The sequence below is a fragment of the Salmonella sp. SSDFZ69 genome (assembly GCF_004010755.1).
GTDB classification, from domain to species: domain Bacteria; phylum Pseudomonadota; class Gammaproteobacteria; order Enterobacterales; family Enterobacteriaceae; genus Salmonella; species Salmonella enterica.
In genome coordinates this window covers 2,309,831-2,327,748 of record NZ_CP034831.1, presented here as the reverse complement: position 1 = coordinate 2,327,748, position 17,918 = coordinate 2,309,831, and the positions used below count along the sequence as shown (strand labels likewise).

The window sequence follows — 17,918 nt, the reverse complement described above, 5'->3', positions numbered from 1 at the left end:
TCCCTTACGCCTTCTCGATGTTAACTAAAAACGCTTTGTATTCCGGCGTTTGCGAGTTGGCATCACCGACATTTGGCGTCAGAGTATTGGCGATATAGCCTTTGCGCGCGACACCCTCAAAGCCCCAGTGAATCGGGATCCCCACCGTTTCAACCTGCTGACCGTTGACATGCAGGGTGCGAAGACGACGAGTTACCACCGCGACCGCGCGAATAAACCCGCGTTTACTGCTCACCTTCACATAGTCGCCGTTAGCAATACCTTTCGCTGCCGCCAGCGTCTCACTGATCTCCACAAACTGTTCCGGCTGAGCGATAGCGTTAAGTAGCGCATGTTTGGTCCAGGTATGGAAATGCTCTGTGAGGCGGTAAGTCGTGCCCACGTACGGAAACTGCTCCTTCTTACCCATGCGCAGCGCATCTTCTTCATACAGACGCGCCGCCGGGTTCGAGACCACATTCGGGTGCAGCGGGTTAGTGCCCAGCGGCGTTTCCATCGGCTCGTAGTGTTCAGGGAACGGCCCTTCCGCCATTTTATCAATAGCAAACAGACGTCCCAGCCCTTCCGGCTGCATGATAAACGGATTGGTCCCGCTCCCCGGCGCCGCGTTGTTAAAGTCCGGAATATCGTTCCCTGTCCACTTCGCGCCGTTCCACTGGATCAGCATCCGTTTTGGATCCCACGGTTTACCCTGCGGGTCCGCCGAAGCGCGGTTATACAATACGCGACGGTTTAGCGGCCACGCCCACGCCCAACCCAGTGTATTGCCAAGCCCTGACGGGTCGGCGTTATCACGTCTGGACATCTGGTTGCCCTGCTCCGTCCAGCTACCGGTATAAATCCAGCAGGAGGAGGATGTCGTACCGTCATCGCGCAGTAATGCAAAACTGCTCAACAACTGGCCTTTCCTGGCAAGCAGTGTACCGTTGGCGTCATAGAGATCTTCCAGCGCATAGCCGTTGTTCTCTTTCGCCACTTCTTCCGAATGCGGTTCATCCGGCTGCTTGTAGTTCCAGCTCATCTTCAATAGTGGTTCGGCGCCTTTACCGCCTTCTGCGCGATACATTTCACGCAGACGATGGTAAATACCGGCCAGAATCTCGCCGTCGTTACGCGCTTCGCCCGGCGCGTCCTGACCTTTCCAGTGCCACTGTAACCAGCGACCGGAGTTAGCGATAGAGCCATCCTCTTCCGCAAAACAGGTAGACGGCAGACGGAAGACTTCGGTCTGAATCGTTGTCGGATCAACATCATTAGATTCGCCGTGGTTCTGCCAGAACGTTGACGTTTCAGTCACCAGCGGATCGATAACGACCAGATACTTCAGTTTGCTTAAGCTTTGCACCACTTTGTTTTTGTCCGGGAAGGACGCCACCGGGTTAAAGCCCTGACAGAAATAGCCGGTGACTTTCCCGCTATCCATCATGTTGAAATATTTGATCACGTCATAGGACTGATCCCACTTAGGCAGCCAGGCAAAGCCCCAGTCATTCTCTTTCTGCGCCGCATCGCCATAGAAAGATTTCATCAGGCTGACGAAGAACTTAGGATAATTACCCCAGTAGTTGACCTGATCGGCCAGCGTCGCTTTGGGGGTATTCGCTGCCAGATAAGTTTGCAGATCGGCCTGTTTTTCTGACGGTAGCGTCAGGTAACCCGGCAGGCTGGTGGAGAGCAGTCCTAAATCCGTTAACCCCTGAATATTAGAGTGGCCGCGCAAGGCGTTCACACCGCCGCCAGCCATCCCCATATTGCCGAGCAGCAACTGGATCATCGCCATAGTACGGATGTTCTGCGCCCCGACGGTATGTTGCGTCCAGCCCAGCGCATACAGGAAGGTGGTAGTGCGATCCGGAGCGCTGGTAGAGGCCAACACCTCACACACCTTCAGGAAGTCTGCTTTCGGCGTACCGCAAATGTTTTCCACGACGTCCGGCGTATAGCGCGAAACGTGCTGCTTCAGCAAATTCCACACACAGCGTGGGTGCGTCAACGTTTCATCACGTTTGGCATAGCCGTTTTCATCGAACTGGTAGTTCCAGGAGGATTTATCGTACTGACGCTTTTGGGCGTCATAGCCGCTGAAAAGACCGTCATCAAAGGCAAAATCATCCCGCACCAGCAGGCTGGCGTTGGTGTAATGCTTAACGTATTCAGCGTTGATTTTGTTATTTTCGATCAGGTACAGCAAAACGCCGGACAGAAAGGTAATGTCTGTACCGGAACGTATTGGCGCATAGATATCCGCCACCGACGCCGTACGCGTAAAGCGTGGATCAACGACAATCAGCGTCGCATCGTTATTGTTTTTCGCTTCCATCGCCCAGCGGAAACCCACCGGATGCGCTTCTGCGGCATTGCCGCCCATCACCATCACGACGTTGGCGTTTTTAATATCCACCCAGTGGTTGGTCATCGCACCGCGACCAAATGTTGGAGCAAGACTTGCTACCGTTGGTCCGTGTCAAACGCGCGCCTGGTTATCTACCGCCAGCATACCGAGAGAACGCGCAAACTTCTGCGTCAGCATACCCGTTTCATTGCTGGCCGCCGAGGCGCACAGCATTCCGGTAGAGAGCCAGCGGTTAACCGTGACGCCCTGCTCATTCTTTTCAATAAAGTTGGCGTCGCGGTCGGCTTTCATTAATTTAGCAATACGAGTGAAAGCGTCATCCCAGCTAATGCGCTGCCACTTGTCGGAACCCGGCGCGCGGTATTCCGGATAGCGTAGGCGATCTTCACTGTGAACATAGTCCAGCAAACCGGCCCCTTTCGGGCACAGCGCGCCACGGCTTACCGGATGATCCGGGTCGCCTTCAATATGGTAAATCGCTTCTTTCGCGTTTTTTGCCCCATCTCCCAGGCTATACATTAATAGCCCGCAACCTACGGAACAGTATGTGCAGGAGTTACGGATCTCTTTTGCGCGCAACAGCTTATAGTTTCGCGCCTGAGCCAGGGCCATTTTAGGGGTAAAACCCAGTGCGGCCACCGTTGTTCCCGCCATACCGCCCGCGCAGATTTTAAAAAATTGTCTGCGGCTGACGTCCATTGCTTTCCTCTTTTTTCCACGGATGCACGCCTCCTTCGAACTGCAGCAAAACCCCAGCCCAGGATGCGTGTATAACTTCGCGAGGAAACTAACAGCAAAATCGATAACTTTTTTGCGTCAAATCAATATTGAAACGGTTCCGCTATTAAATAGCCCTATTTTTAAACTGCAATAACTCCAGGGAGGTACTAAAAAATGACACTGCATGGCATCGCCCTCGGAAAAAGTGCTATAAGTGGCAGTTTATTTTGCGCGGTATTCAGGACAGTCACAAAGCATGACATCACAAAAAGCAACGCTAATAGGGCTTGTTGCCATCGTTCTGTGGAGCACGATGGTTGGGTTAATTCGCGGCGTCAGCGAAGGTCTCGGACCGGTAGGCGGCGCAGCCATGATCTATTCATTAAGCGGTCTGCTGCTGATTTTTACCGTCGGATTACCTGATATCCGCCGTTTTCCGGGGCGATACCTCATCGCAGGCAGCGTACTGTTTGTCAGTTATGAAATATGCCTGGCGCTTTCTCTCGGTTATGCCGCCACTCGCCATCAGGCTATCGAAGTCGGCATGGTTAACTATTTATGGCCCAGCCTGACTATTCTGTTTGCCATTCTTTTTAATGGGCAAAAAACTAACTGGCTTATTGTTCCTGGATTGCTTATTGCACTTACTGGCGTTTGCTGGGTTCTGGGGGGCGAGAATGGTCTTAATCCAGGAGAAATTATCAGCAATGTCGCCACCAGTCCGCTAAGTTATTTCCTGGCATTTCTTGGGGCGTTTATATGGGCGACATACTGCACCGTCACAAATAAATATGCGCGTGGTTTTAACGGTATCACCGTCTTTGTGTTACTCACCGCCGTGGCGTTGTGGTTCCACTATTTTCTTACGCCGCAACCTGCCATGATATTTAGCCTACCGGTGATTGCTAAACTTTTTACCGCGGCATTAACGTTGGGGTTTGCCTACGCAGCATGGAATGTGGGCATACTTCATGGCAATGTGACTATCATGGCCGTAGGGTCTTATTTTACCCCCGTCATGTCCTCTGCTCTGGCAGCGCTGTTACTCAGCTCACCACTGTCATTCTCCTTCTGGCAAGGCGCAGTCATGGTTTGCGTAGGTTCACTACTTTGTTGGCTGGCAACGCGGCGGCGCTAATAGCGACGGGCGGGCCGATGTTGATATTAAATCGACCCGCTGCACCTTGACACTCTTCATAACACAACTACGCTTTTATCTATCGCCTGTGTGTATTTGACGATTTTCCATTTTCACGTGCTCCTCCTGCGCCATACCAGGATTGCGCTGATAAAAATGAATTTTATAAAATCGTTAAATATGTTAATGTAATGATATAATTATATTAACAAATATATAATTAACGTTAGCTCGCAACTGTTATTAGTGCATATAATAATCAGTAGTTACTACCAAAAATAAAACCATAAACAGCCCAATAGTCCCCTCCGAAAATATATCTTATTAGACAGTCCCTATTTGAATTAATACTCTCAAATGTATTAAGGAGATCTCGATCACACAAATTAAAATAATTTGTAATCTTATGAAACTTATTATTGAACTTATGCCACTCCGTCATTTAAAAATAGTCTGCCATTGACAAACGCCTCGTTTAACAATGGTTGAGGAAACACGCTAAGAAAATTATAAGGATTATTAAAATGAAACTTAAGTTAGTGGCAGTGGCAGTGACTTCCCTGTTGGCAGCAGGCGTTGTAAATGCAGCCGAGGTATATAACAAAGACGGCAATAAACTGGATCTGTACGGTAAAGTTCACGCTCAGCATTATTTCTCTGATGATAACGGAAGTGATGGTGACAAAACTTACGCGCGTCTGGGCTTTAAAGGCGAAACGCAGATCAATGACCAACTGGTTGGTTTTGGCCAGTGGGAATATGAATTCAAAGGCAACCGTACTGAATCTGAAGGTTCCGACAAAGACAAAACCCGTCTGGCATTCGCTGGTCTGAAATTCGCTGAATACGGTTCTTTCGACTACGGTCGTAACTACGGCGTTGCTTACGACATCGGCGCATGGACCGACGTTCTGCCAGAGTTCGGTGGCGATACCTGGACCCAGACTGACGTATTCATGACCCAGCGTGCTACCGGCGTTGCCACCTACCGTAACACCGATTTCTTCGGTCTGGTTGAAGGTCTGAACTTTGCCGCGCAGTATCAGGGCAAAAACGATCGTGACAATGAAGTAGAAGCAAACGGCGACGGTTTCGGTCTGTCCGCAACGTATGAGTACGAAGGTTTTGGCGTGGGTGCGGCCTATGCGAAGTCTGACCGTACTGACCGTCAGGTGCGCAACGGCACCAATGGCCTGTATGCTTCTGGCCAGAATGCGGAAGTGTGGGCTGCTGGTCTGAAATATGATGCGAACAATATCTATCTGGCGACCACCTACTCCGAAACGCTGAATATGACCACATTCGGTAAAATCGACGGTATTGCTAACAAAACTCAGAACTTTGAAGCTGTTGCTCAGTACCAGTTCGACTTTGGTCTGCGTCCGTCCATTGCTTACCTGAAATCCAAAGGTAAAGATCTGGGTGCTTACGGCGACCAGGATCTGGTTGAGTACATCGATGTCGGTGCTACCTACTACTTCAACAAAAACATGTCCACCTTCGTTGATTACAAAATCAACCTGCTGGATGACACCAACTTCACTAAAAATGTTGCGCAGATCAGCACTGACAACATCGTTGCTGTTGGTCTGAACTACCAGTTCTAATTTTGTTGTAGTCTGAATACAAAGCCAGTCCTTTCAGGGCTGGCTTTTTCTCTTGATGTAGACTCGGTCATAAGGAGTATGCCGTGCAGACGTTCACTGGTCGTTGTCTTTGCGGACAGAGCCATTTTACCGTTGACGTCGAAATGCTGGATGTCTATGCCTGCCATTGTACGCTGTGTCAAAAATGGTCGGGTGGAATAGCCATGTATCTGGAAGCCTGCGGGCAACCACAGCTAGCCCCCCTTTCCCCGGAACCGCCATACTTTTCATCCTCTTCGCGCGGCGAACGCTACTTCTGTTCCGGCTGCGGGTGTCCGCTGTGGTTTCGGCTTACCGATACCGATCGCTATTTTATTCCCTGGACCTTACTGGAACTGAACGAAGTTGATCGCCGTCGGCTGATTCTGGCTGCGGAAATTTATACCGAAACCCAGCCTGCCTTCTGGCGACTGACGGGGCAATACGCACGCCTCAGCGGTAAAGAGGTTGAGGAAATGGACTCCCCCTGCCAGCTAGCGCATTAAGCGCTTATCTCACCAGGCGTTATGTTATCGGCGTTGGGCTTTTGCCAGGCTGAACCACATCCCTACCGCCAGCAAAAGAAGCATACTCCCGGCGCTGCTTAACGCCACGCTATGCGACCAGATAAAGGCGTGTCTGGCGGCGTCCAGTATTGCCTGCCCCTGCGTGGGCGGTAGGCTATTCGCCAACTGCACGGCTTCTCCCATTGAAGATGACGCTCTGGCAATCTCTTGCGCCTCAAGCCCGGCAGGCAGACGGATAGACGCGGAGAAGCTACGGCTTAACAACAGACCGAAAATGGCAATGCCCAGTCCTGCGCCCAGTTCATAAGCCATCGTTTCTATCGCGCCGGCCGCCGCCGCTTTTTCTGCCGGCGCAGCGGCCATAATTGCCGACGTGGAAGCCAGCAATGCGCTGGCGGCGCTAAATCCCAGCAGCGCCATCAGCCCCCAGGCCTGCCATTGTTGGGTGCTGAAATCCGTCATCGCCAGGCCATAAAAACTCAGCGCGCTTAACGCCATGCCGCCCGTCGCGACCAGCCGTAGTCCCAGACGCGAGACCAGCACGCCCGCAATCGGCCCGCTGAATCCACTGGCGACCATCACCGGCAGCATAAATACCCCGGCCTCATAAGGCGATAGCCCGTGAACAAACTGCAGCTCTTGCGCCATCAGCAGCTCAAAACCCACCAGAGTGATCATCGCGGTCATCGCCATCACGACGCCGCTCAGGATAATGCGATGGGTAAATAGTCGCATATCAATCATCGGACGCGATGTCGCAAGCTGTGTGCGGATAAAGAGTCCCAGGAGCAACGCGCCGGTAAGCAGGGTAAACGAGATGACCCACAGCGACAGATGCCCTTTCAGCGCGGTTTTAGCGCTATAGACTAACAGCAAAATAGCAACAATCAGCATCACCGCATGGCCAAGATTGAGCGGTTGATCGCGACGGCCCGCCTGGCGAGGAACATAGCGGGCGGTTAAGCCCATGACGACCAGCACAATCGGCACGTTGATCAGGAAAACCGATCCCCAGTAAAAATGCTCTAATAATATGCCGCCGATGAGCGGCCCAAACGCCGCTCCGCCCGAACCTACCGCTGCCCAGACGCCCAGCGCCATGTTGCGATGCTTTTCTTCACAAAAGGTGGCGCGTATCCCGGCCAGCGTCGCCGGTACAATCATCGCCGCGCCAATAGCCAGTAATACCCTGGTGGCGATAAGCCAACTGGCGGTATGCGAAAACGCCGCCGCCAGTGACGCCAGGCCAAAGAGCGTCCCGCCCAGCATCAGCAGGCGTTTAAAACCGATACGATCGCCAAGCGCGCCCATCGGCAACACCATGCCAGCCATGACCAAAGAATAAATATCAATGATCCACAGCAGCTCGTTGCCGCTGGCCCCCAGTGTCATACTCAGTGTCGGGGCGGCGACATGCAAGACCGTGGCATCAATGGCGACAGGAATATAGACCAGCACAATAATGACTAACGTTAACCACTGACGAAACATAACTCTCCCTTCAAAAACTCAAATTTGGACACCTGTCCAGTTTCAGGATCCTACGGTAAGTTGAACGAATGTCCAGCTTTTTGTTACACTGCGCGTATTGGCTAATGTGGGGAAAATATGAGTTACCTTAACCGGGATGAACGCCGCGAAGTGATCCTGCAAGCGGCGATGCGCGTGGCGCTGGCAGAGGGGTTTGCCGCCATGACGGTGCGACGAATCGCATCAGAAGCCGATGTCGCCGCCGGCCAGGTGCATCACCACTTCAGCTCGGCGGGCGAGCTCAAAGCGCTGGCCTTTGTCCATTTGATCCGCACCCTGCTTGATGCCGGGCAAGTTCCGCCGCCCGCCACCTGGCGTGCACGGCTTCACGCTATGTTGGGTAGCGAAGACGGCGGCTTTGAGCCTTACATAAAATTGTGGCGAGAGGCGCAAATTCTGGCCGATCGGGATCCGCACATCAGAGATGCTTATCTCCTCACGATGCAGATGTGGCATGAGGAAACGGTCACAATTATCGAGCAGGGCAAACAGGCAGGAGAATTTACGTTTACTGCTAACGCCACGGATATCGCCTGGCGGCTTATCGCACTGGTGTGCGGGCTGGACGGTATGTATGTGCTGGGTATTCCGGAAATGGCCGATCCCGCGTTTAAATACCATCTGGATCGTATGATTACGCTTGAACTCTTTGCGTAAAGTTACAAATAATTTAATAAAAATCACTTTTAGTTTACAAATAGTAACAATTAAGAAACATCATATCTCCTCTTCGCGCCGCGCTGGCCTGGTTTTTTATCTATTCTTTCACTCAATATTCTAAAAAAACTTCAATAAGTTCTCAAAAGAGCGCGTGACGCTCTGTCTCTTTTTTGTGTTTTTTTCAAATGATATGCGCATGTGAGGGGTAAAATGACACGACAAAACGAGAATTATAACCGTTATCTTTTGAGTGACTGGCGACCCGAAAATCCAGCCTTCTGGGAGAATAAAGGTAAAGGCATCGCCAGAAGAAACTTATGGATTTCAGTAAGTTGTTTGCTCCTGGCATTTTGCGTCTGGATGTTGTTTAGTGCTGTTGCCGTCAACCTCAATAAAATTGGATTTAATTTTACCACCGACCAACTCTTTTTATTAACCGCATTACCTTCTCTTTCCGGCGCAATATTACGCGTCCCCTACTCCTTTATGGTGCCACTGTTTGGTGGCCGTAAATGGACCGTATTAAGTACCGTAATATTGATTATTCCCTGCGCCTGGCTGGGATTCGCCGTGCAAAATCCCGCCACCCCTTTCGGGGTATTTATGCTCATCGCTCTGTTGTGCGGTTTTGCGGGGGCAAACTTCGCGTCCAGTATGGGCAACATCAGTTTTTTCTTTCCAAAAGCCAGACAAGGTAGCGCGTTGGGTATTAACGGCGGACTGGGAAATCTTGGCGTCAGTGTGATGCAGTTGATTGCGCCGCTGGTTATTTTTCTGCCGATATTTACTTTTTTAGGCGTCCAGGGCGTGCCGCAACCTGATGGCTCCCTGCTCGCCCTCACTAACGCCGCCTGGATCTGGGTGCCGTTACTGGCTGTCGCGACGCTTGCCGCCTGGTTTGGTATGAACGATATCGGCAGTTCAAAAGCGTCTGTCGCCTCGCAATTGCCGGTGCTAAAACGTCTGCACCTGTGGCTGCTTAGCCTGCTGTACCTGGCGACATTCGGGTCATTCATCGGCTTTTCCGCAGGTTTCGCCATGCTCGCCAAAACGCAATTTCCCGACGTAAACATTCTGCAACTGGCGTTCTTTGGCCCCTTTATCGGCGCGCTGGCGCGATCGGCAGGCGGCGTGATCTCCGATAAATTCGGCGGCGTTCGCGTAACGCTCATTAATTTTATCTTTATGGCGCTGTTTACCGCTCTGCTATTCCTCACGCTGCCAGGCTCCGGCGCAGGCAGCTTTAGCGCGTTCTATCTTGTTTTTATGGGCCTGTTTTTGACAGCGGGTCTCGGCAGCGGTTCTACCTTCCAGATGATTGCGGTGATCTTCCGTCAGATCACGCTCTACAACGTCAAACTGCGCGGCGGGAGCGATGAGCAGGCGCAGCGCGAAGCGGTGACGGATACCGCCGCCGCACTCGGTTTTATCTCCGCTATTGGCGCTGTGGGCGGCTTCTTTATTCCAAAAGCGTTTGGCACCTCTTTGGCCTTGACCGGCTCGCCGGTGGGCGCCATGAAAATCTTTTTGCTGTTTTACATCGCTTGCGTCCTGCTGACCTGGCTGGTCTACGGGCGTCGTAAGCCTAAACAACAATAACAACATACGCACCTGTAGGACGGCCATCCGGCAATGGTTTAACGCCAAATCGACAGGGTGGCGGAAAATTTATCGAAGCAGGAGAAATGTCATGAGTAAACTGTTGGATCGCTTTCGTTACTTTAAACAAAAAGGCGATACCTTTGCCGACGGCCATGGTCAGGTGATGCATACCAACCGCGACTGGGAAGACAGTTATCGCCAGCGCTGGCAGTTTGATAAGATCGTGCGCTCAACCCACGGCGTCAACTGCACGGGCTCCTGTAGCTGGAAAATTTATGTCAAAAACGGTCTGGTGACGTGGGAAACTCAACAAACCGACTACCCGCGCACGCGTCCCGATTTACCGAACCATGAACCGCGCGGCTGCCCGCGCGGCGCCAGCTACTCCTGGTATCTCTATAGCGCCAATCGTCTGAAATACCCTCTGGTGCGTAAGCGGCTGATAGAACTGTGGCGCGAGGCCCTTTCCCGGCACAGCGATCCGGTACTGGCATGGGAATCTATAATGAACGACCCGCAAAAATGCCAAAGTTACAAACAGGTGCGCGGACATGGCGGCTTTATTCGTTCGAACTGGAAAGAGCTGAATCAGCTCATTGCCGCCGCTAACGTCTGGACAATCAAAACCTATGGTCCGGATCGTGTGGCGGGGTTTTCACCTATTCCGGCGATGTCGATGGTTTCTTACGCCGCCGGAACACGTTATCTGTCATTGCTTGGCGGTACTTGTCTGAGCTTCTATGACTGGTATTGCGATCTTCCGCCCGCGTCGCCAATGACCTGGGGCGAGCAGACTGACGTGCCGGAGTCCGCCGACTGGTATAACTCAGCCTACATTATTGCCTGGGGCTCTAACGTGCCGCAGACGCGTACCCCGGACGCCCACTTCTTTACCGAAGTGCGCTACAAAGGCACCAAGACGATCGCCATCACCCCGGACTATTCCGAAGTCGCTAAACTGTGCGATCAGTGGCTGGCGCCAAAGCAAGGTACCGACAGCGCGCTGGCGATGGCCATGGGTCACGTTATTTTAAAAGAGTTTCATCTCGATAATCCCAGCGACTATTTTCTTAACTATTGCCGCCGTTATACCGATATGCCAATGCTGGTCCTGTTGGATGAGCGCGCAGACGGCAGTTATGTACCGGGGCGTATGATGCGCGCGTCGGATCTGGTGGATGGACTGGGAGAAGCCAATAATCCGGAATGGAAAACCGTCGCGCTCAACAGTACGGGCGAACTGGTCGCGCCCAATGGTTCTATCGGTTTTCGCTGGGGCGAAAAGGGAAAATGGAACCTGGAACCGGTGGCGGCGGGCGTCGAAACTGAACTGTCGCTCTCTTTACTCGGTCAGCATGATGACGTGGCGGGTGTCGCTTTCCCCTATTTTGGCGGCAACGAAAACCCACATTTTCGCAGCGTGCGGCAGGAACCGGTACTGGTACGTCAGTTACCGGTGAAACGCCTGGCTCTGGCGGACGGTAGCGAGCGGATGGTCGTCAGCGTTTACGATCTGGTGCTGGCGAATTATGGGCTGGATCGTGGTCTGGATGACTGCCATAGCGCCAATAATTATAACGACGTAAAAGCCTACACGCCGGCATGGGGCGAACAGATTACCGGCGTGCCGCGTCGACATATCGAAACTATTGCGCGTGAATTTGCCGAGACCGCCCATAAAACTCACGGTCGTTCGATGATCATCCTCGGCGCGGGAGTGAATCACTGGTATCACATGGATATGAATTACCGTGGGATGATTAACATGCTGGTGTTCTGCGGCTGTGTTGGACAAACCGGCGGCGGCTGGGCGCACTATGTCGGCCAGGAGAAGCTGCGGCCGCAAACCGGCTGGCTGCCGCTGGCCTTCGCGCTGGACTGGAATCGCCCGCCGCGTCAGATGAACAGTTCCTCGTTTTTCTACAACCATGCCAGCCAGTGGCGCTATGAAAAACTGACTGCGCAAGAGTTGCTGTCGCCGCTGGCCGATCCGGCTAAATTTTCCGGACATCTGATCGATTTCAACGTGCGCGCGGAACGTATGGGCTGGCTACCCTCGGCGCCGCAGCTTAATCTTAACCCGCTCAGCGTGAAAGCGAGCGCCGATAAAGCCGGGCTGTCTGCGGCGGATTATACCGTGCAGGCGTTGAAATCAGGCGCTATCCGTTTTGCCTGCGAACAGCCTGACAGTGGTCATAATCACCCGCGAAATTTATTTGTCTGGCGTTCTAACCTGCTCGGCTCCTCCGGGAAAGGTCATGAGTATATGCTCAAATATCTGCTGGGCACCGACAGCGGTATCCAGGGCGAAGCGCTGGGTTCCAGCGAAGGAATTAAGCCTGAAGAGGTGGAATGGCAGTCCGCCGCGATTGAGGGCAAGCTCGATCTGTTGGTCACGCTTGATTTCCGTATGTCCAGTACCTGTCTGTTTTCCGATATCGTCTTGCCGACCGCCACCTGGTATGAAAAAGACGATATGAATACCTCGGATATGCATCCGTTTATTCACCCCCTTTCCGCCGCGGTCGATCCTGCCTGGGAATCCAAAAGCGACTGGGAGATCTACAAAGGCATCGCCAGCGCCTTTTCTGAAGTGTGTGTCGGACACCTCGGACAGGAAACCGATGTGGTGTTACACCCGCTCCAGCATGATTCCCCGGCGGAACTGGCGCAGCCATTTGATATTCTCGACTGGCGTAAAGGCGAGTGCGAACTTATTCCGGGCAAAACCGCCCCCAATATCGTCGTGGTTGAACGCGATTATCCGGCCACCTATGAACGTTTTACCTCGCTGGGTCCCCTGCTGGATAAATTAGGCAACGGCGGTAAGGGGATTGCCTGGAATACGCAAGATGAAGTCGATTTCCTCGGTAAGCTCAATTACACCAAACACGATGGTCCGGCGAAAGGACGTCCGCGGATCGACACCGCGCTGGATGCTTCGGAAGTGATTCTTGCCTTAGCGCCGGAAACTAACGGCCAGGTGGCGGTGAAAGCCTGGCAGGCGTTGGGCGAGATGACCGGGCGCGAGCACACCCATCTGGCCATCAATAAAGAAGATGAGAAAATTCGCTTTCGTGATATCCAGGCGCAACCGCGCAAAATTATCTCCAGCCCGACCTGGTCAGGACTGGAAAGCGAGCATGTCTCTTATAACGCCGGATATACCAACGTACATGAACTGATCCCGTGGCGCACGTTGTCGGGGCGGCAACAACTCTATCAGGATCATGCGTGGATGCGCGCTTTTGGCGAAAGCCTGGTGGCATATCGTCCGCCGATTGATACCCGCAGCGTCAGCGAAATGCGAGAAATTCCGCCCAACGGTTTCCCGGAAAAAGCGCTTAACTTCCTGACGCCGCACCAGAAATGGGGAATTCACTCCACCTACAGCGAAAACCTGCTGATGCTGACCTTGTCGCGCGGCGGGCCGATTGTCTGGATCAGCGAAGCCGATGCCCGTGAACTGGGTATTGAAGATAACGACTGGATTGAAGCCTTCAACGCTAATGGCGCCCTTACCGCTCGTGCGGTGGTCAGCCAGCGCGTCCCGCCGGGTATGACCATGATGTACCACGCCCAGGAGCGAATTATGAATATTCCGGGCTCGGAAGTGACCGGGATGCGCGGCGGGATCCATAACTCCGTGACCCGGGTCTGTCCAAAACCGACGCATATGATCGGCGGCTATGCGCAACTGGCTTACGGCTTCAACTATTACGGAACCGTGGGTTCGAATCGCGATGAATTCATCATGATCAGGAAGATGAAAAACATTAACTGGCTGGATGATGAGGGCCGGGATCAGGTACAGGAGGCGAAAAAATGAAAATACGCTCACAGGTTGGGATGGTACTGAATCTCGATAAATGTATTGGCTGTCACACCTGCTCCGTCACCTGTAAAAACGTCTGGACCGGACGTGAAGGGATGGAATACGCATGGTTCAATAACGTCGAAACTAAACCGGGCATCGGCTATCCCAAAAACTGGGAAGACCAGCAGGAGTGGCAAGGCGGTTGGGTTCGTGATGTTAATGGCAAGATAAGGCCCCGTCTGGGCGGCAAAATGGGGGTAATTAGCAAAATTTTCGCCAACCCGGTGATTCCGCAAATCGATGATTACTATGAACCCTTTACCTTCGATTATCAGCATTTACATCATGCGCCGGAGAGTAAGCATCAGCCCACTGCCCGCCCTCGTTCACTGATTGACGGAAAACGGATGGACAAGGTGATCTGGGGGCCAAACTGGGAAGAGCTGCTCGGCGGCGAGTTTGAAAAACGCGCCCGCGACCGTAACTTCGACAACATACAAAAGGAGATGTACGGTCAGTTCGAAAACACCTTCATGATGTACCTGCCGCGTCTGTGCGAACACTGCCTGAACCCCAGTTGTGTTGCCACCTGCCCAAGTGGCGCTATTTATAAGCGTGAAGAAGACGGCATCGTGCTAATCGACCAGGATAAATGCCGGGGCTGGCGTTTGTGTATCAGCGGCTGCCCGTACAAAAAAATCTACTTTAACTGGAAGAGCGGCAAGTCTGAGAAATGCATATTTTGCTATCCGCGTATTGAATCCGGCCAGCCGACCGTTTGCTCGGAAACCTGCGTCGGGCGCATCCGTTATCTTGGCGTTCTGCTCTACGACGCCGACAGGATTGAAGAAGCGGCCAGTACCGAACACGAGACAGATTTGTATGAACGTCAGTGCGATGTGTTTCTCAATCCGCACGATCCGGCGGTCATTGAAGAGGCGCTTAAACAGGGCATCCCGCAAAACGTCATCGACGCCGCCCAACGGTCGCCGGTGTACAAAATGGCGATGGACTGGAAGCTGGCGCTTCCGCTGCACCCGGAATACCGTACCCTGCCGATGGTCTGGTACGTACCGCCGCTGTCGCCCATCCAGTCATACGCCGACGCGGGCGGGTTACCGCACAATGGCAATATTCTGCCGGCGGTGGAGACGCTGCGTATTCCGGTCCAGTACCTGGCCAATATGCTCAGCGCGGGCGATACCGGCCCGGTCATTCGGGCGCTAAAGCGGATGATGGCGATGCGCCACTACATGCGCTCGCAGACGGTTGAAGGCGTGACGGATACCCGCGCGATTGACGAAGTGGGTCTGAGCGTACAACAGGTTGAAGAGATGTATCGCTACCTGGCGATTGCCAATTATGAAGATCGTTTTGTCATTCCCACCAGCCACCGGGAAATGGCGCGCGACGCCTTTCCGGAGCGCAACGGCTGCGGCTTTACTTTTGGCGACGGTTGTCACGGCTCGGATACCAAATTCAACCTGTTCAACAGTAGCCGTATTGATGCCATCAATATCACCGAAGTACGTGATAAAGCGGAGGGGGAATAATGCAAATCCTCAAAGCGATTGGCCTGTTGATGGAGTATCCGGACGACGAGTTGTGGGAATGTCGGGATGAAGCGCTTGCCCTTATCCAACACGATGCGCCAATGCTGGCCGACTTCACTCGCGAGCTGCTTTATGCGCCGTTACTGGATAAACAAGCAGAATGGTGCGAAGTGTTTGACCGCGGGCGCGCCACTTCATTGCTGTTATTCGAGCATGTTCATGCGGAGTCCCGCGATCGCGGCCAGGCGATGGTCGATTTGTTAAGCCAGTATGAAACCGTGGGCCTGCACCTCAACTGCCGCGAACTGCCGGATCACCTGCCGCTCTATCTGGAGTACTTAAGCGTGTTGCCGGAAGCGGAAGCGCGCGAGGGATTACAGAATATTGCCCCTATTCTGGCGCTACTGGGCGGTCGTCTGAAACAGCGAGGAGCGCCGTGGTATCAACTGTTTGACGCCCTGCTGACGCTGGCGGGCAGTACGCTTACAAGTGACAGTGTCACCAAACAGATTGTTCAGGAATCGCGGGATGATACCCGTCAGGCACTGGATGCCGTCTGGGAAGAAGAACAGGTGAAGTTTATCGAAGATAACGCCACGACCTGTGACAGTTCACCGTTACACCATTATCAACGACGCTTTAGCCAGGACGCGGCGCCGCAGTACGTCGACGTCAGCGCGGGAGGCCCGAAATGATACAGTACCTGAACGTCTTTTTTTACGACATCTACCCCTATATTTGCGCCACGGTATTCTTCCTCGGCAGTTGGCTGCGCTATGACTACGGACAATATACCTGGCGCGCGTCGTCCAGCCAGATGCTGGACAAGCGTGGGATGGTGATATGGTCGAATCTGTTCCATATTGGCATTCTGGGGATCTTCTTTGGCCATCTGTTTGGGATGCTAACGCCACACTGGATGTATGCCTGGTTCCTGCCGATTGCGGTAAAGCAGCAGATGGCGATGATCCTCGGCGGCGTGTGCGGCGTATTAACGTTGATCGGCGGCGCGGGATTACTGTGGCGTCGTCTGACCAATCAGCGTGTGCGGGCGACATCCACTACACCTGATATTATCATCATGAGCATTTTGCTGATTCAGTGCCTGCTTGGCCTGAGCACCATTCCGTTTTCGGCGCAATATCCGGATGGCAGCGAAATGATGAAGTTGGTGGGCTGGGCGCAAAGTATTGTCACCTTCCGCGGCGGGTCTTCGGAAATGCTGAGCGGTGTGGCGTTTGTTTTCCGCGTTCATCTGGTGCTGGGAATGACTATTTTCCTGCTCTTCCCGTTCACCCGTCTGGTTCATGTCTGGAGCGCGCCGTTTGAGTATTTCACCCGTCGCTACCAGATTGTTCGTACCCGCCGCTAATTCTCTTTGCCCGGGGGTACGCTTACCGGGCAAAGAAAAACGCCTGGGCGTCGTCATTCGGCAACGCACAGGCTATGATGATTCTTCAGTCAAAGGAGAACATCAATGAAACCGCAGATTTACCATGTTGACGCCTTCACCAGCGAACCCTTTCGCGGCAACTCTGCTGGCGTTGTCTTACATGCGGATACGCTAAGCGACGCGCAGATGCAGCTGATTGCCCGTGAACTTCGTCACTCGGAAACCGCCTTTTTGCTAAAAAGCGAAGAGAGTGATGTGCGCATACGCTACTTTACACCGACAGTAGAAGTCCCCATCTGTGGTCATGCCACTGTGGCCGCGCATTATGTTCGGGCAACGGTACTGGGGTTGGGAAACACCACCGTCTGGCAAACCTCGTTAGCGGGCCGTCATCGCGTTGAAATTCATGCCGAACACAACGACTATCGCATCACGCTGGAACAAGGTCAGCCCTCTTTTGAACCACCGCTAGTCGGAGAGATTCGGGCTGCCATCATCACAGCACTGAACCTGACTGAAGATGATATCGTGCCGGGAGCGCCAATTCAGGTGGCTTCAACAGGACATGCAAAAGTGATGATCCTGCTCAAACCAGACGTTGATATTGATGCCCTTTCTCCGAATCTGGCAGCCCTGACGGCAATCAGCCAGCAAATTGGCTGTAACGGCTTTTTTCCTTTCCAGATTCGTCCGGGAAAAAACGAAACCGATGGGCGAATGTTTTCCCCGGCGATAGGGATTGTGGAAGATCCGGTAACGGGAAACGCCAATGGCCCGATGGGTGCATGGCTCGTCCATCATGGCCTGATGGCGCATGACGGTAAAACGCTGCAGATTCAAGGCCATCAGGGGCGCGCTTTAGGCAAAGAGGGTACTGTTGATGTTACCGTCACCATTCGCGATAACCAGCCGGACAACGTCACCATCTCCGGCCAGGCGGTCATTCTGTTTCATGCCGAATGGGCCATTACTTTTTAATCTTTGTCAGGCCCGCAAATCC

Annotated in this window: 12 protein-coding genes; 10 read left to right on the top strand and 2 right to left on the bottom strand. The window is 53.1% G+C overall.

Annotated elements, in window-relative coordinates:
• Nucleotides 1-4 precede the first annotated feature (4 nt).
• Entirely contained in the window at nucleotides 5-3,052 is a 3,048-nt protein-coding gene (fdnG, locus tag EOS98_RS11550) for a formate dehydrogenase-N subunit alpha (RefSeq protein ID WP_001574320.1), read from the bottom strand.
• 277 nt (nucleotides 3,053-3,329) lie between these two features.
• Here fdnG and yddG point away from each other — a divergent pair, with 277 nt between their 5' ends.
• The 3 genes from yddG (at nucleotide 3,330) to EOS98_RS11525 (ending at nucleotide 6,342) form a co-directional block, all read left to right on the top strand.
• Nucleotides 3,330-4,211, top strand: coding sequence for an aromatic amino acid efflux DMT transporter YddG (yddG, locus tag EOS98_RS11540; RefSeq protein ID WP_000203791.1), 882 nt, complete (start codon nucleotides 3,330-3,332; stop codon nucleotides 4,209-4,211).
• 524 nt (nucleotides 4,212-4,735) lie between these two features.
• A complete protein-coding gene (gene ompD / locus EOS98_RS11530) occupies nucleotides 4,736-5,818 on the top strand; it encodes a porin OmpD (RefSeq protein ID WP_000769043.1) in 1,083 nt (360 codons plus the stop codon).
• 143 nt (nucleotides 5,819-5,961) lie between these two features.
• Nucleotides 5,962-6,342 carry a GFA family protein gene (locus EOS98_RS11525; protein WP_014343841.1) on the top strand — a complete coding sequence of 127 codons (381 nt, stop codon included), beginning with the start codon at nucleotides 5,962-5,964 and terminating at the stop codon, nucleotides 6,340-6,342.
• A gap of 24 nt (nucleotides 6,343-6,366) precedes the next feature.
• Here EOS98_RS11525 and smvA read toward each other — a convergent pair whose 3' ends face one another.
• Nucleotides 6,367-7,854, bottom strand: a complete 1,488-nt coding sequence (gene smvA / locus EOS98_RS11520; RefSeq protein WP_126524112.1) for a methyl viologen efflux MFS transporter SmvA — start codon at nucleotides 7,852-7,854, stop codon at nucleotides 6,367-6,369.
• Nucleotides 7,855-7,971: 117 nt separating this feature from the next.
• Between smvA and EOS98_RS11515 the strand changes: the two genes are divergently transcribed.
• The 7 genes from EOS98_RS11515 (at nucleotide 7,972) to EOS98_RS11485 (ending at nucleotide 17,896) form a co-directional block, all read left to right on the top strand.
• Nucleotides 7,972-8,550, top strand: coding sequence for a TetR family transcriptional regulator (locus tag EOS98_RS11515; RefSeq protein WP_000121044.1), 579 nt, complete (start codon nucleotides 7,972-7,974; stop codon nucleotides 8,548-8,550).
• A 213-nt stretch (nucleotides 8,551-8,763) separates the two neighbouring features.
• A complete protein-coding gene (locus tag EOS98_RS11510; protein WP_000198250.1) occupies nucleotides 8,764-10,152 on the top strand; it encodes a NarK family nitrate/nitrite MFS transporter in 1,389 nt (462 codons plus the stop codon).
• A gap of 91 nt (nucleotides 10,153-10,243) precedes the next feature.
• The gene (locus EOS98_RS11505) at nucleotides 10,244-13,984 is read left to right on the top strand and encodes a nitrate reductase subunit alpha (RefSeq protein WP_126524113.1); all 3,741 of its coding nucleotides are present in this window, start codon (nucleotides 10,244-10,246) and stop codon (nucleotides 13,982-13,984) included.
• On the top strand, nucleotides 13,981-15,525 hold the full coding sequence (gene narH / locus EOS98_RS11500) for a nitrate reductase subunit beta (protein ID WP_000702582.1): 1,545 nt from the start codon (nucleotides 13,981-13,983) through the stop codon (nucleotides 15,523-15,525). Before EOS98_RS11505 ends, narH begins: the two co-directional genes overlap by 4 nt.
• A complete protein-coding gene (gene narW, locus EOS98_RS11495; protein ID WP_063809246.1) occupies nucleotides 15,525-16,220 on the top strand; it encodes a nitrate reductase molybdenum cofactor assembly chaperone in 696 nt (231 codons plus the stop codon). Before narH ends, narW begins: the two co-directional genes overlap by 1 nt.
• Nucleotides 16,217-16,897 carry a respiratory nitrate reductase subunit gamma gene (gene narI / locus EOS98_RS11490; protein ID WP_000617106.1) on the top strand — a complete coding sequence of 227 codons (681 nt, stop codon included), beginning with the start codon at nucleotides 16,217-16,219 and terminating at the stop codon, nucleotides 16,895-16,897. The genes narW and narI overlap by 4 nt, the downstream gene beginning before the upstream one ends.
• Before the next feature lie 105 nt (nucleotides 16,898-17,002).
• Nucleotides 17,003-17,896 carry a PhzF family isomerase gene (locus EOS98_RS11485; RefSeq protein ID WP_000804297.1) on the top strand — a complete coding sequence of 298 codons (894 nt, stop codon included), beginning with the start codon at nucleotides 17,003-17,005 and terminating at the stop codon, nucleotides 17,894-17,896.
• The last annotated feature ends 22 nt before the right edge of the window (nucleotides 17,897-17,918 follow it).